The sequence below is a fragment of the Yersinia sp. SCPM-O-B-9106 (C-191) genome (genome assembly GCF_026183365.1).
In the GTDB taxonomy this organism is placed as follows: Bacteria; Pseudomonadota; Gammaproteobacteria; order Enterobacterales; family Enterobacteriaceae; genus Yersinia; species Yersinia rochesterensis.
On sequence record NZ_CP110791.1, the window covers coordinates 3,347,619 to 3,362,354 of the forward strand.

Consider the following 14,736-nt stretch of genomic DNA (forward strand, 5'->3'; position numbering starts at 1 on the left):
TCGCTAATAAGAGAAAAAAATAATGATTGCTCCACACCCCTTTGGTCACGATATTACGGCCTCTACTCTGCTTGAGACATTCAGTGCTCATCAACAGTGGGAAGATCGCTACCGCCAGTTAATCTTGCTGGCGAAGCAGCTCCCGCCATTACCAGAATCATTAAAGCAAAATGAGTTGGAATTGACAGGATGTGAAAACCGGGTGTGGTTGGGGCATGAGTGTTTGCCGGATGGGCGCTTACATTTCTACGGTGACAGCGAGGGGCGCATTGTTCGTGGGTTGCTGGCTGTTATTCTGACAGCTGTGGAAGGTAAAACGCCGCTACAAATATTGGCAGAAAATCCCCTGGCCCTGTTTGACCAATTGGGGTTACGGCAACAATTAAGTACCTCTCGCGCCAGCGGTTTACAAGCACTGGCGCAAGGTGTGCAGGCGATTGCAGCTAAATACGTGTCATGATAGTGACTGCCCCTGACGGGCAGCTTTCGCCATCATTTTCTTCAATGCATGGGACACCGCAACAAAACCAAAAGTCGCGGTGACCATGGTGGCCGAGCCGAAACCTGATGTGCAATCCATCTTTTTTGGCCCCTCGGCAGTGCTGCGCGATGCACACACCGAACCATCACTCTGCGGGTAAACTAAGGGTTCGCTGGAGAAAACACAGTCAATCCCCAGCTTACCTTTGCTGTTTTTCACCACGTTAAAATCACTTTTCAGTCTTTCACGTAACTTCGCGGCTAAAGGGTCTTGAATTGTTTTCGCCAAATCCACTACCTCAATGCGAGTTGGATCTATCTGTCCACCAGCGCCACCCGTCGTCACCACCGGGATTTTATACCGACGACAATAAGATAGCAGCGCGGCTTTGGGGCGAACACTATCAATGGCATCAATAACATAGCTAAAGTTTTTATCTAAAAGCTCCGCAACATTATCCGCAGTAATAAAATCATCAACACACGTCACTTTGCATTCAGGATTGATAGCCAGAATACGTTCAGCCATGACTTCTGTTTTAGCCTGTCCGACATTGCTCCGTAAAGCATGAATCTGGCGATTGGTATTCGTGACGCAAACATCATCCATATCAATTAATGTAATCGCACCAATCCCAGTACGCGCCAGTGCTTCGGCCGCCCATGAACCCACGCCGCCAATACCGATGACACAAATATGCGCCTGCGAAAAAAGTGTGAGTGCCTGCTGCCCATAAAGGCGAGCAATACCACCAAATCGCTGTTGGTAAGCTTCTGAATAGGCGGTGCTCATCGACTTGTTACCTTCATAACTTATTACCTTTATAGCCTGGAAAAATAATACGAATACAAAAGCGGCCAATTGGCCGCCAGAGAAAGGGTTGAATAGGTTACATCACCGCTAGCTTATTGGCCCTGATTCTTCACTAACAGCGAAGAGCCATTACCGGATGGAGAGGCCGTTTTCTCCCCTTGATAAGCGGTAAATAGCGGCCCATTACTTTGCGCATTTTTTAACACCCAAACACGTCCATAATGGTTGTAGAAACCAGCGGCTTGACCGGCTTCATGCCCAATCCCTTGATAGATATCAAAATGCTGGCCTTTAATTGCGCCACCCACATCCAGCGCCACCATCAAACGCATCTGATAGTGGCCAGTGAATTTACCTTGATTATCCAATAAGGGGACTTCCGCTAACAGTGTGGTACCCGGTGGAATCAGTGAACGATCAGAGGCAACCGAAGCTTTGGCAATCAATGGAACCGCACTGGCCCCTTTCACCGGCGCATACATTTCCGGTTTGAAGAAGACAAAGGACGGATTCTGCTCTAATAACTCTCTGACCTCAGCTTCGCTGTGAGTTTCAGCCCAATGGCGGATAGCTTGCATCGACATATCCGCTCTGGCGACTTCACCGCGGTCAATCAGCACTTTGCCAATGCTGCGGTAAGCATGCCCATTTTTACCCGCATACCCGAAGAAAGTCAGTGGCCGCCCATCACCATAGTCAATATAACCGCTCCCCTGCACTTCCATCATAAAATTATCTACCAACGAATTGGTGTACGCGATAATTAAATTGTTGTTATCCAATGCACCTGAATATATCGCCGCGCGATCGGGTAGACGGCGCTTTCCTTTAGCAGGCATACGATAAAGTGGATGGCGGAATTCGCCTTGTCGTGTATAGCGGGCTTGCAGTACCGGCGTGTAGTAACCGGTAAATTGTACATTACCGAAATTATCCACCCCTTCCATCTGATAGGCATTCAGACCAAACAGACTTAACTTACTGGTATCTGCCCCGGCTAACATCCAGTTTTCAACCGCATTAAAGGTGCTGCTGTTGCGGTTATACAGACCTGGTGAAGATTGGTTAATCACTTTCACCTGATCAGAAAAATCTTTGGCGTTGACTGGCTTACCTGTTGCGTGTGGTTCATTCACCAACTCTAGTGGATGCTCCAGACGCCCATCTTTATATTGCTGCCCACGATCGGTTGGCCGGGATTGGCAACCAGCCAAAACAGCAATCATTATTCCACTCAGTAGGTATTTGCCCCAACGACTTGTCATTTCACGCCTTCTCTTCTCTTACTTACTTTTATCTACCGGATTTTATCTACCGGCGAACGATAACAAACGCCTATAGATAAAGGAATCAGCATGCAGAAAAAAATCCCCTGACACCATTGTGGGGAAAAAGGAAACAGATAGTTGATAAATTAATCGAAAAAACCTATTTACCCTAATTAAGTGGCAAAACTACTTGCAACAGATCTCATCCAGAGTATAGTGCGCTCAATCGGACGCGGGGTGGAGCAGCCTGGTAGCTCGTCGGGCTCATAACCCGAAGGTCGTCGGTTCAAATCCGGCCCCCGCAACCAAACGATACTGGCTACCAGCAGTATCAATCATTGTCCGATAGTCTTGAAAGTTAAGATGAATTAGGTAGAATGCTAGTTAAGTAGTAAAGCAGTAAAAATGTAATGACGGACGCGGGGTGGAGCAGCCTGGTAGCTCGTCGGGCTCATAACCCGAAGGTCGTCGGTTCAAATCCGGCCCCCGCAACCAATTACATGATTAAGTCAGATAGAAAAGTATTAAGACGGACGCGGGGTGGAGCAGCCTGGTAGCTCGTCGGGCTCATAACCCGAAGGTCGTCGGTTCAAATCCGGCCCCCGCAACCAATTCTTAATCATTTCATATCGCCATCAGACACCCTTAAGGGTGTTTTTTTGTTTCTAGTATTTGAATGCCCCAAAGCAAGAGCTATTCAGCCCCTGCTGTATACTCATCTGCTGCTTATCAATTAATGATCTACACCCTAAATAGTTCGAGTTGCAGGAAGGCGGTAACTGAGCGAATCCCCAAGAGCTTACACAAGTAAGTGACTGGGGTGAACGAAGACAGCCAACGCACATGCAGCTTGAAGTATGACGGGTGCATTAAAGTCGGGCCATCGCCCCACCATTAGCAAAATAAGCTTTGATACCGGCAAAGATGGACTCAGCCACTTGCTGCTGAAAATGGCTGGTTCGTAACTTTCTCTCTTCTTCCAAATTGCTGATAAATGCCGTTTCCACCAAAATTGATGGAATATCAGGCGCTTTCAAGACGGCAAAACCCGCTTGATCAACACGGTTTTTGTGGAGTTTATTAATTTTCCCCATACGATTCAGCACTTCTTTACCAAATTTCAGACTGTCATTGATAGTTGCGGTTTGCAGCAAATCAATCATGGTATGGTCAAGATAGCGATCACCACTCTTGCTCACCCCACCAATCTGGTCTGACTCATTCTGCGTTTGCGCCAGAAAACGCGCAGCGGTACTGGTTGCCCCTTTGGTCGATAACGCAAAAACCGACGAACCTTTAGCGGCCCGGTTGGTAAAGGCATCGGCATGGATTGAAATGAATAAATCCGCACGGAGCTTACGGGCTTTAGCCACCCGCACTTTCAAGGGAATAAAGACATCTTCATTGCGAGTCATAAATACCCGCATATTCGATTCTTTCTTTATTAAAGCCTGCAATCTGCGGGCAATTTGCAACACAATATCTTTCTCACGGGTTTTATTATAGCCAATAGCCCCAGGATCTTCCCCGCCGTGCCCTGGGTCTAACATGATAACAATCGGCCTATCTCGCCCTGCTTTACCTGCTTTGGGTGCTTCTACAGGTAAAGTGCGCTCCACATTGCCTTTATTGTAATCTTCTAATAGTGCCAGCAACGGATCATCTTCAGCCGAGGTTTTCCCCTCTTGCGGATAAAGATCCACCACCAAACGATTCCTAAACTCAGCAAAAGGTTTAAGAGTAAAAAGTTGTGGGCTAATACTTTGCTTCAACTCCAAAACCAGCCGAACAGTATTTTTATCAAACTGCCCTACCCGCGCCTGCTTGAGGTAAGGGTCACCAGACTGAACTTGCTTGGTAATCTCTTTTAGTACGCTATTGAGATGCACGCCTTCAATATCAACCACAATCCGGTCCGGATTCGTCAACGCAAATTGACGATACTTAAGTGGTGTATTGGATTCCAGCGTTACCCGGGTATAGGTTGAAGAGGGCCAAATCCTGACGGCAATAATATGTGAAGAAGCAGCAAATCCAACCCGGCTGACACTCAGTAGCCATGCTGCAGCAGCCCCGTGTAGTAGACGGCGACGCCCAGAATTATGATTTGAATCTGCCATGTAACTCCAAAGTAACGACCAAAATATGAATAAAAATAGAACAAAAAAAATCACGAGGAAAAACTTTAACGAATCGATCCCATGCTGTCATTAGAAAAACATTTTTATGTGATTCAACTCATTAATACAAATACGCCATACATATGCATTTAATAGCAATTTCTTGCTTGCCATCTTGGTCAAAAAAGAATAAAAATACAAAAATACCGAATAAAAATTCAAAGAGGATCTGCCGTGAAGGAACGTAGTACAGAACTGGTCCAGGGATTTCGTCACTCAGTTCCCTATATCAATGCGCACCGCGGCAAGACATTTGTTGTCATGCTGGGTGGCGAGGCGATTGAGCATGAAAACTTTTCTAGTATCGTTAACGATATAGGCTTATTGCATAGCCTTGGGATCAGGCTGGTTGTGGTATATGGCGCTCGTCCACAAATCGACAGCAATCTGGCACAGCATCACTACGAACCTATTTATCACAAGCATACCCGAGTCACTGATGCCCGGACGTTGGAAATGGTCAAGCAGGCAGCGGGTTTATTGCAATTAGATATCACCGCAAGATTATCAATGAGTTTGAATAATACTCCGCTCCAAGGCGCGCATATCAATGTGGTCAGCGGCAACTTTATTATTGCTCAGCCCTTGGGTGTAGATGATGGTGTAGATTATTGCCACAGTGGCCGTATCCGCCGGATTGATGAAGAAGCAATTCATCGCCAATTAGACAATGGCGCGATTGTGTTGCTGGGGCCAGTTGCGGTGTCAGTCACCGGCGAGAGCTTTAATCTGACCTCAGAAGAAGTGGCGACTCAGCTAGCTATCAAACTGAAAGCTGAAAAAATGATTGGTTTTTGCTCATCCCAAGGGGTGACAGATAACGAAGGCAATATTATTTCAGAACTGTTCCCGAATGATGCGCAAAAACGGATTGAAGATCTGGAGCAAGAGGGTGATTACAACTCGGGGACGGTCCGTTTTCTGCGTGGGGCAGTGAAAGCTTGCCGCAGTGGGGTACGCCGCAGCCATTTACTGAGTTATCAGGAAGATGGGGCGCTGGTGCAAGAACTGTTCTCCCGTGATGGTATCGGTACCCAGATTGTGATGGAGAGTGCGGAACAAGTTCGTCGCGCAACCATTAATGATATTGGCGGCATATTGGAGCTGATTCGCCCGCTGGAGCAACAAGGTATTTTGGTGCGCCGTTCACGTGAGCAGCTTGAAATGGAGATAGACAAGTTCACCATTATCGAGCGGGATAATTTGACCATTGCTTGCGCCGCGCTTTATCCTTTCCCCGAAGAACAAATCGGTGAAATGGCCTGTGTCGCGGTACATCCGGATTATCGCAGTTCATCCCGAGGGGAAATGCTGTTAAAACGGGTGGCCAATCAAGCGCGGCAAATGGGCCTTAAAAAGCTGTTTGTATTGACTACCCGCAGTATTCACTGGTTCCAAGAGCGCGGTTTTACTCCCGCCGAAGTTGATGTGTTACCGATTCAGAAGCAAGAATTGTATAACTATCAACGCCGCTCAAAAATTCTGCTGGCAGATTTGTAATCTGAAGGGGCATTCGCCCCTTCAATATTTTCAGGTCAATTGATTCAGACGTTCTACCAATCCGCTAACACGAAGCGTAGGTGTCCGGATCGCGTGGCTCAATACTGTATCACTGCAATACAATGTCAAACGCTGACGGGCACGGGTAATGGCGGTATAGACCAATTCGCGAGTTAACACTGGCATGAACGTATTGGGTAAAACCAATGCCGTATGTTCAAATTCCGAACCTTGAGATTTATGTACCGTCATAGCATAAGCGGTTTCATGGCTGGGAAGACGGCTCGGCTGCACAGATTTTATATTGCCGTCTGGCAATTGGAAATGTACCCGTAGCTCCCCCTCACTATCATACAAAGCAATGCCAATATCGCCGTTGAATAAACCCAGCGCACTGTCATTCAGCCCTATCATCACCGGCCTGCCAACATACCAACGCCCCGACGGCCCTGGTGCTCGCTCAATTAACCGCTTGCGGTGCAGTAGCTGCTCAATGCGCTCATTTAAGCCACTGACACCAAATGGCCCAGACCGTAATGCACACAGTAGTTGATAGCGCCCAAATGCAGCCAGCACCTCAACCGCATGAGCACCTGCGGCGGCCAGTTCAAGATAGTGCTGATAGCCCGCAACACAGTCTTCCAGCAATACCTGATAATCATCTGAATCTGCCAGAGAGAAATTTTCAATATCGGAATATGTGCCATTTAGAACAGATAATGCATCCCGATACTTTCCGGCATTAACTGCTAAAGCAAGCTGTCCAATCCCCGATTTCTCATCGAAGCGGTAGCTTTTACGCAGTAAACACAAGCTATCACGGACATTGACTGTATCTGTCTGCACATCACCAATCGGGATGTTTCCCACCAATATGCATCCTGTTAAGCGAGTTAGCTGCTCTGCTCGTGATCCACTGTAACCCAACTCAGCAAAGCGGCATATATCACCCAGCACGGCCCCTGCTTCTACCGAAGCCAATTGATCACGGTCACCGAGAAAAATCACCTGGGCTTTGGCTGGCAATGCTGCAATTAGCCGCGCCATCATAGGCAAATCCACCATTGATGCTTCATCGACCACCAACACATCAAGGTTTAGGGGGTTACCACGGTGATAACGTAGGCGCTGACTATTAGGTTGCGCGCCCAACAAACGGTGCAATGTGGATGCCTGGTCGGGGAATAACTTGCGTTCATCGTCAGTCAGTGAGAGTTGGCGAATGGCTTTGCCCAGTGATTCCGTCAAGCGCGCAGCCGCTTTACCGGTGGGTGCGGCAAGTTGAATACGCAATCGTTGCCCTTGGCTAAGTTGTATCAGCGCAGTCAATAATTTGGCAACGGTGGTCGTTTTACCTGTCCCTGGGCCACCGGAAATGACGGAGATACGGCGGGTAGCTGCAACAGCAGCAGCCAACTTTTGCCAGTCGACCTCAGTGCCTGCTGGCCCAAATAGGCGATCGAGCGTCTCTCTTAATAATGTTTCGTTGACGTCTCTAGCTTCGTTGCCGTCACTGTCTTCCTTGATAAGCGACGCCGTATTGTCGCTGGCCATAAAACGCACCACATCCCCTTCGTATTGCCACATCCGTTGTAGATACAAACGGTCATTTTGCAAAACTAATGGTGTGGGCTGTGTGCCATCACTTACTGCTGGAGAGTTATTGAGTGTTTGCATCCACTGTAATTGATCCGGTGCACCAATTACCTGCCACAGCGCTAGCGCTAGCGCTGGCTGTCGCCCGCCAAATAGCTTTTCTGGCTGCAAATAATTGAGTGGCAGACATACATGCCCAGCACCAGCTTCAGCACTGAGAACAGCCGCTGCCAATTGCATCATGGGGTCATTATCACCGGCTATCATTCGTGAGAACTGAACATCCAGCGGACGTAGTAAGTGGTCACGAACCGCCTGCTCCAGTAACGTCATCATATTGATGTGCCCTCACCGGTTATAACAATTCCACTTTTATCACTAATGTACGGCTCTACCTCACGACCACTGAATAAACAGTCCATTTTTTCGATCAGCGCCCATTCAGGGCGGCAACTAAAAATACCATTTCCAGGATGTTGGCTATCAATGCCGCGCAGGAAGAGATAAATGACACCACCAAAGTCGCGCTGATAGTCATAATTACCCAGCCGATGACGTAAATAGCGATGTAATGCCAAGGTATAAAGCTGATATTGCAAGTCATAGCGATGCTCTGCCATTGCTTGGGCCATCGCCTCATTGGTATAAGCGCTGCTGTCTTCCCCCAACCAGTTAGACTTATAATCCAACAAGTAATATTTCCCCTGCCAACAGAAAACCAGGTCAATAAATCCTTTGAGCATCCCTCGGACTTGCTGAAAATCCAACGCAGGGCATTGACGGGAAAGTGGGTCATACTGCTTGATTAAGGTATCTAACTCTCGGGCTTGCAACAGCGCATCTATCGGCAAATAAAATTGCAACTCGGCCTGCTTACTCTGTGGGGTCAATCCCGCCAATGTCACGCCGGTTTCATTCAGAGGAGTTTGTACAATGTCATTTAGCCACTGATACAGCATAGGTGACCACTGCTCGCCAAAACCTTGTTGCTGAAGTTGCTCCGTCAACCCGTCTTGCTCAATAGGCTGGCTAAAATCCAAGGGTTCGAGTAAATCATGCAGAAAAGTCCCAGGGGCCGCGCCGCGAGGGAAAGTATGAGGGGTTAACTGGCTCTCGCTAGTTGATGCTTGCTCACCAACGGCGTCAGTGTCCAGCCGTGGTAATAACTCCTGTAATGGCACATTCAGTGCTGGTGATACCCCACTTTTACTCGAACCATGCTGCTGTAGACCGGAATAGCTGGTGACTCGCCAAAAATCGTGTATTTGACGGCTAAACTGACGGGCAGCAAGGGCTGGTAACTCTTCCCGCAGTGGATGCCAAGGCGTTTCGTCCAGTTGCCCAGCTTGCGAAACAGAAATATCCCCACCGGCTAGGGTTGCTAACTCTGCGAGTTTGTCAGCAAGATACTGCGCATCTCCCGCATGGCCTTGTTGCACCAAATAGCCTAGCGCGCTGAGATGCATGTCACTTTCACCCTGTTTTTTTCGCCCGCCTTTAATCAGCGGAGCAATACCTATGCTGCAATGATAAACCGCACGGGTGAGTGCGACATATAATAACCGTAAGTCTTCTGCCAGCCGCTCTTCCTCTGCCAAAGCCTGACTCTCTTCATCGGCGTTCAGGTCAAGTAAGGCCTCAAAACTGTGACGATCATGGTAAAGAACGTCTTGCTGTTGGCGGAAATTACCCACAAAAGGTAACCATACCAGCGGGTATTCCAGCCCTTTCGATTTATGGATAGTTATCACCCGCACCAAATGACGATCACTTTCCAAACGTAATTGTTGGTTATCAGACTGATGATTCGGCTGGGCTATTTGTTGTGCCAACCAACGGATTAGTGCGTGCTCACTATCAAGCTGCGATGCGGCTTCTTGTAATAACTCTCCCAAATGCAGCAAATCTGTCAGCCGCCGTTCACCGCCCTGAGTTGCTAACAAGTTTTCAGCTAAATGGCGATGAGCCATAATCTCCCGTAGCATCGGGAGCACGCCACGGCGCTGCCAATGTTGGCGGTAGCCATCGAACTCATCAACCAAAGCATCCCAAGCCCGCTCATCATGGTTCAATCCATCCAGCATTTGTGCATCTAGCCCCAGCATACCTGTCGCCATGGCACTGCGTAATGCCCGTTCCTGTTCAGGAGCCAGAACGGCCTGCAATAGCCACAGTAGATCTTTGGCCTCTGCAGTATCAAATACGCTGTCACGATTAGATAAATAAACAGATGGGATAGCCAATGCACTCAAAGCATCGCGCACTAATGCCGCCTCTGCCCGGCTACGCACTAATATCGTGATATCTGATGCCTGAACCGGTCTTGAGCTTGTGGCCGTCACTAATTGAGCTAATCCCTGCTGGCCCGAGGTGAGCCAGTCACGGATTTGGGCAGCACACTGCCGCGCCATTAGTTGTTGGTACTCACTAACCCCAACGCCCTCGCCCGGCTGCAACCAGAAAGACATCGCTGGCTGTTTTTTCCCTTTTATTTCAAATGATAACTGTTTATTTTTTTGCGCGGGAGCCACATTTATAAAGGGAATTTGCTTAAACAAAAAAGGAATGTCGACCAAACTAAAAAGCCGATTGACTGATTGCACCATCGGGAAAGATGAGCGCCAGTTAGTCTCTAGTGTGTAGTGTGCACTTACTTCCGAGCGAGCCCGAATATAAGTGAAAATATCAGCACCACGGAAAGCATAAATAGCTTGTTTAGGATCCCCAATCAACAATAGGCCGCACTCTCCTTGCCCACCATAAAGTGTGTGGAAAATACGGTATTGCTGTGGGTCAGTATCTTGAAACTCATCAATCATTGCGACGGGATAACGAATGCGAATAGATTGAGCCAACAATTCTCCGCCCGGTTGCTGCAATGCTGCATCCAATTTACTGAGCAGGTCATCAAAACCTAATTCTGCCCGCTGCCGTTTCTCTTGCTGTACAGAGGCTCGTATTTCACTGATCGCTCTGGCTAAAATCAGATCTCTGAGTGTCAGAGGTTGCTCGAATATACGGTCTATAGCATTGAATATATCGTGCTGAGGAGCTTCCCCTTTTTTGGTTTTTTCAAATAATACTGACTGCCGAAATTTCTCTAACTCTTTAGGTAACTGGTAATCGCCGGTTTCTTGTTCCGCCCAGATACCAACCTTTTCCAACCAGTTAGGTAAATATCGGGCACTGTAACTGCGTTTATCGACACCAGATCCGCTAATCAGCGCCTCTAACTCCGGGGCCACTGCGCGCCATTGTGCTTTGACTGCATCAATTTGTTCCACTATCTGCTGATGTCGACTGAGTATCGTTTCATCATCACCAGGGGCTTGCCGAAATTTTGGCGTTTCCCCCTGTAAATAAGCAGAAAGATCCTTGAGTAAGGCCTCTGGCCCGCTCCACTCTTGACTAACCGCCCTGGCGATAGCCAGAGGCAGCGGATAACAATGACGCCGCCAGAAATCGGCGCAAGCTTGCCGGCGTAATGGCAGTTCATCCTGCACCAAAGTTTGCTCAAATAAGATGCCAGATTCAAAAGCATTGTTAGCCAACATACGCTGACAAAAACCGTGAATAGTATAAATTGCGGCTTCATCCATCTGGCGCTCAGCCGCCAGCAATTGTGCTGCGGCCTCACTCAGATCAATGATTTCAGCTAATAAAGCCTGATGCATTGGGTCATAGCTGACTCCCCGTACGCAGGCGATACGCAACTCATGGATATTGTCACGAATTCGCCCTCTCAATTCTTCAGTTGCCGCCTCGGTAAAGGTCACTACCAAGATCTCTTCGACCATGAGAGGGCGACGAAACGCCGCCTCTCCACCTAATCCAAGCAGCAATCTGAGATAAAGAACCCCAATGGTAAAAGTCTTACCTGTACCGGCTGAGGCCTCAATTAGCCTCTCGCCATACAAGGGTAGCGTTAGCGGTTCCAGCCGCTGAGGAGTCATTGATGTCATGGAGCCAATACCTTCTGCGGCAAGGTTGCTTGCAAGGCTGAAGTTGTTGGGTAGGTCGTCCATCCTTTAAGCACCGCATATCCTCCCTCAGTTTGCCCTTGGCCTTTAACCTGAGAAAGCAGCGCCAAACCTTGTGGTTTAATAACAGCTTGCTGGAAGAAATCCGCCAATGCAGGGTTTGTCAGCTGCTTCACTTGAGTAATCATTTTCTCGCGGCTATCAAAGGCAAAATTATTGCGATTAAAATCATTACTATAACGGCTGGCTTCTTCATCCAGCGTTTGTGGACGTTGCAGTAATTGGTTAATAAGTGCCTGTTTGTATTGTTCAAAATCAGCCGGTTTCATTTCACGCAACCGCTTCTCAGCTTGCGGATAGAACGCAAGATAGCGCTGGTAAAGATAATCAGGCTGTTTGCTATTACTTTGCAGTAAGAAACCTAAGCCCCATTGACGCCCAACTGACATTGGGAAGGCAAATACCGCGTAGCCGAGTTGCTCTGCTGTACGAAGCTGGTCATAGAACCACGGTTGAACAATCTGCCCCAGCAAAGCACTGCGCGCCATGCCCTCAATTTCTGTATAGCCGGTCGGCACATAGACGGCAGCCAGCGCCGCATCTGAGCTACTGCTAATCCGTTCCATGTTGGCAAGCTGAGCTTTATCAACAATAACATCCTCACCAGTCCACCAGATTGTCCCAGTCAAATTGAGTTGTTTTTTCAATGACTCGGCCAAGGAAGTTACCTGCTGGGCTGTCATATTACCCACCGCCAATACTTCTACCGCAGACTGTTTGAGCAAATCATCGCGATAGGTTATGACATCTTGCACACTGATGGTGTCTAGTAACTTACGCCGCTCGCTACGTTCTGAATAAGGAACATTAGACAGTAACTTGGCTGGCTGAATTGCCAACTCATAAGCTTTGCCTTTCTCGGCAACTTCCAGTTGTTCACGATACCAAGACTTAGCCTGTGCCAATTGATCTTTTGTCGGAGTGAAACTGGAGTAACCCTCCACCAAAGAAGTCAGCAACTGCGGCATCCGCTGTGTGAAGCCATTCGCACTGACATACAAACCATTATTCGGCGTAGTAGAGAAGCTAATCCCACCGATTGAGGCCTGATAACTCAGCTCATCAAGTGATAGTCCTGCCAGGTAATCAGTCAAAGCAAAAAGAACCTGATGACGAGCAGTATCCAGAGCATGTGGGTTACGGAAAGCAACAGAGATATCGGCTTTCGGTTCGTCAGCAAAATACTGACTTGGCATATAGAACACCCGCAGTCCCGGTTGCTCTGCCACTTGCTGTGGTCGGGTGATATTTTTATCAGCTTTGATTAAAGAGAAATCATCCGGAATATAGGGGTTAAGTGCTGGTAAACTCAGCGTGATGTCTTTCCCCAACTTTTGCCATTCTTGCATCTCTTGTGGGCTGATTTTATTGACCTGATAAGGGGCATCAACAAAATAGGCGACTTTATTGTGGGGTTCTTCTGGGCTGACAAACCAAATACGCGCATTTTCCGGTGTCATCTCAGCCAGTCGCGCAGCAATGGCTTTCGGATCATAGTGATCAGCCAGATAAGGTGCATCCAGTACATGTGCAACAGGTACCCGCAACATCATATCTACCAGCCACTCGATGTAATCCATATCCCGAGTGATTGAAGGGTAGCGGAAATCCAAATTCAATACATGAGCAATTTCATCGAAATAGCTCTTTTTAATGCCGTCTTTGTGTAGCATGTTGATGTAATCAAAAATAGCGGCCACCACGACATCACGGTTTGCCAGACCTTTATCGGTAAGTGATACAGAAATAGAGAATACACCACCATTTCTATCCACCATCGGGTCAGCCCCGGCATTGATGGCATCAGCCAACCCTTGTTTTTGCAACCAGTCAGACAAAGTATCTTTGCTACGATTTCCTATCAAATAACTAATGTAGGTATCTGTTTTACTGCGGAATTCTGCACTATTATTCTCAATGCGGAATTCTACTTTTAGCTGCTTGCGAGGTTGGGCTGGAACATAATGAATAATAATGCCGGTTTGATCCGGAGTGACCGCAGGTACTGTAATCGCGGGTACTTTTGCGTCCCGATTAGGGATTCGACCAAAGGTATCAGCGGCTAATTGTGCCAACTTTTCTAAGGACTGATTGCTATACAGCACGCCCACCATCAGGTTAGCTGAGTAATAATGGTGATAGAAACTCAGTAGCTCATCATGTAATTTTCCGTCAGGTTTATCTTTCAGTGTGTCCAGATTTCCGCCGGAAAAACGCGCACTGGGGTGAGCCGGGTTTAAGGTTTCCGCATTCACTTGCGCCATACGCATACCATCGCGGGAGCGGGCCATCGTCAATTCAGCATTTACCGCATTACGTTCACGGTCGGCATTAATGGGGTCTAACAGCGGCTCAGCAATTGCATCAGCCAAACGGTCAACCGCCGAGGCCAATGCATCATTTTCAATTTCAAGATAATAAGCGGTTCGATAAGAAGCCGTGCTAGCGTTATGGCTACCACCATGCTTTTTCAAGAATTCAGAGAAACTGCCGGGTTCAGGGAAACGTTTAGAGCCCATCAATAACATATGTTCTAAATAATGAGCTAATCCCAATTGATTATTAGGGTCTTCCAAAGATCCAACAGGCAATGCCAAGGCAGCTAAGGATTTGGGTGCTTGCTCATCAGAAACCAACAACACGGTCATACCATTAGGCAATTTTATTGCCTGATATTTGCGCAGGTCGTGTTCACTTTTATGAATAGCTTCTGCCAGTGGTTGCCATGCAGGAGTGTCAGCCCAACTCAGTGGGGCCAGCAAACCTAATAAGAAAAATATGCCAATAATGCGGGCAAACTGTTTATGCATTCCGTTTCTCCCCTAACCCCTTAAAGTTGCCGCTAAAACGTGTATCCG

The 14,736-nt window shown here is 47.8% G+C and carries 8 protein-coding genes and 3 tRNA genes; 5 read left to right on the forward strand and 6 right to left on the reverse strand.

The genetic code is table 11. The features are described from left to right. Positions 1 to 22: 22 nt before the first annotated feature. On the forward strand, positions 23 to 460 hold the full coding sequence (gene csdE / locus OP863_RS15270; RefSeq protein ID WP_172667619.1) for a cysteine desulfurase sulfur acceptor subunit CsdE: 438 nt from the start codon (positions 23 to 25) through the stop codon (positions 458 to 460). Here csdE and tcdA read toward each other — a convergent pair. Then, a complete protein-coding gene (gene tcdA / locus OP863_RS15275) occupies positions 455 to 1,273 on the reverse strand; it encodes a tRNA cyclic N6-threonylcarbamoyladenosine(37) synthase TcdA (RefSeq protein ID WP_145589210.1) in 819 nt (272 codons plus the stop codon). The two genes, csdE and tcdA, sit on opposite strands and share 6 nt — an antisense overlap. 113 nt (positions 1,274 to 1,386) lie before the next feature. After that, positions 1,387 to 2,559, reverse strand: a complete 1,173-nt coding sequence (gene mltA / locus OP863_RS15280) for a murein transglycosylase A (protein WP_265525485.1) — start codon at positions 2,557 to 2,559, stop codon at positions 1,387 to 1,389. A 234-nt stretch (positions 2,560 to 2,793) separates the two neighbouring features. On the opposite strand from mltA, the gene OP863_RS15285 reads away from it, so the two are divergent. The 3 genes from OP863_RS15285 to OP863_RS15295 all read left to right on the forward strand — a co-directional run bounded on the left by OP863_RS15285 (position 2,794) and on the right by OP863_RS15295 (position 3,173). Next, positions 2,794 to 2,870 (forward strand) — tRNA-Met (locus OP863_RS15285). A gap of 110 nt (positions 2,871 to 2,980) precedes the next feature. Next, positions 2,981 to 3,057, forward strand: a tRNA-Met gene (locus tag OP863_RS15290). 39 nt (positions 3,058 to 3,096) lie between these two features. Next, positions 3,097 to 3,173 (forward strand) — tRNA-Met (locus OP863_RS15295). A gap of 258 nt (positions 3,174 to 3,431) precedes the next feature. Here OP863_RS15295 and amiC read toward each other — a convergent pair. After that, a complete protein-coding gene (gene amiC / locus OP863_RS15300) occupies positions 3,432 to 4,682 on the reverse strand; it encodes an N-acetylmuramoyl-L-alanine amidase AmiC (RefSeq protein ID WP_038631209.1) in 1,251 nt (416 codons plus the stop codon). 234 nt (positions 4,683 to 4,916) lie between these two features. On the opposite strand from amiC, the gene argA reads away from it, so the two are divergent. Continuing rightward, entirely contained in the window at positions 4,917 to 6,242 is a 1,326-nt protein-coding gene (gene argA, locus OP863_RS15305) for an amino-acid N-acetyltransferase (protein ID WP_038631207.1), read from the forward strand. Positions 6,243 to 6,272: 30 nt separating this feature from the next. Here argA and recD read toward each other — a convergent pair whose 3' ends face one another. Genes recD through ptrA form a run of 3 tightly spaced genes read right to left on the reverse strand, consistent with a single transcriptional unit; the run spans position 6,273 to position 14,688 of the window. Beyond that, the gene (gene recD, locus OP863_RS15310; RefSeq protein ID WP_373919174.1) at positions 6,273 to 8,171 is read right to left on the reverse strand and encodes an exodeoxyribonuclease V subunit alpha; all 1,899 of its coding nucleotides are present in this window, start codon (positions 8,169 to 8,171) and stop codon (positions 6,273 to 6,275) included. Continuing rightward, entirely contained in the window at positions 8,171 to 11,800 is a 3,630-nt protein-coding gene (gene recB / locus OP863_RS15315) for an exodeoxyribonuclease V subunit beta (RefSeq protein ID WP_265526269.1), read from the reverse strand. Before recB ends, recD begins: the two co-directional genes overlap by 1 nt. Beyond that, the gene (gene ptrA, locus OP863_RS15320; protein ID WP_265525487.1) at positions 11,797 to 14,688 is read right to left on the reverse strand and encodes a pitrilysin; all 2,892 of its coding nucleotides are present in this window, start codon (positions 14,686 to 14,688) and stop codon (positions 11,797 to 11,799) included. The genes recB and ptrA overlap by 4 nt, the downstream gene beginning before the upstream one ends. Positions 14,689 to 14,736: the final 48 nt, after the last annotated feature.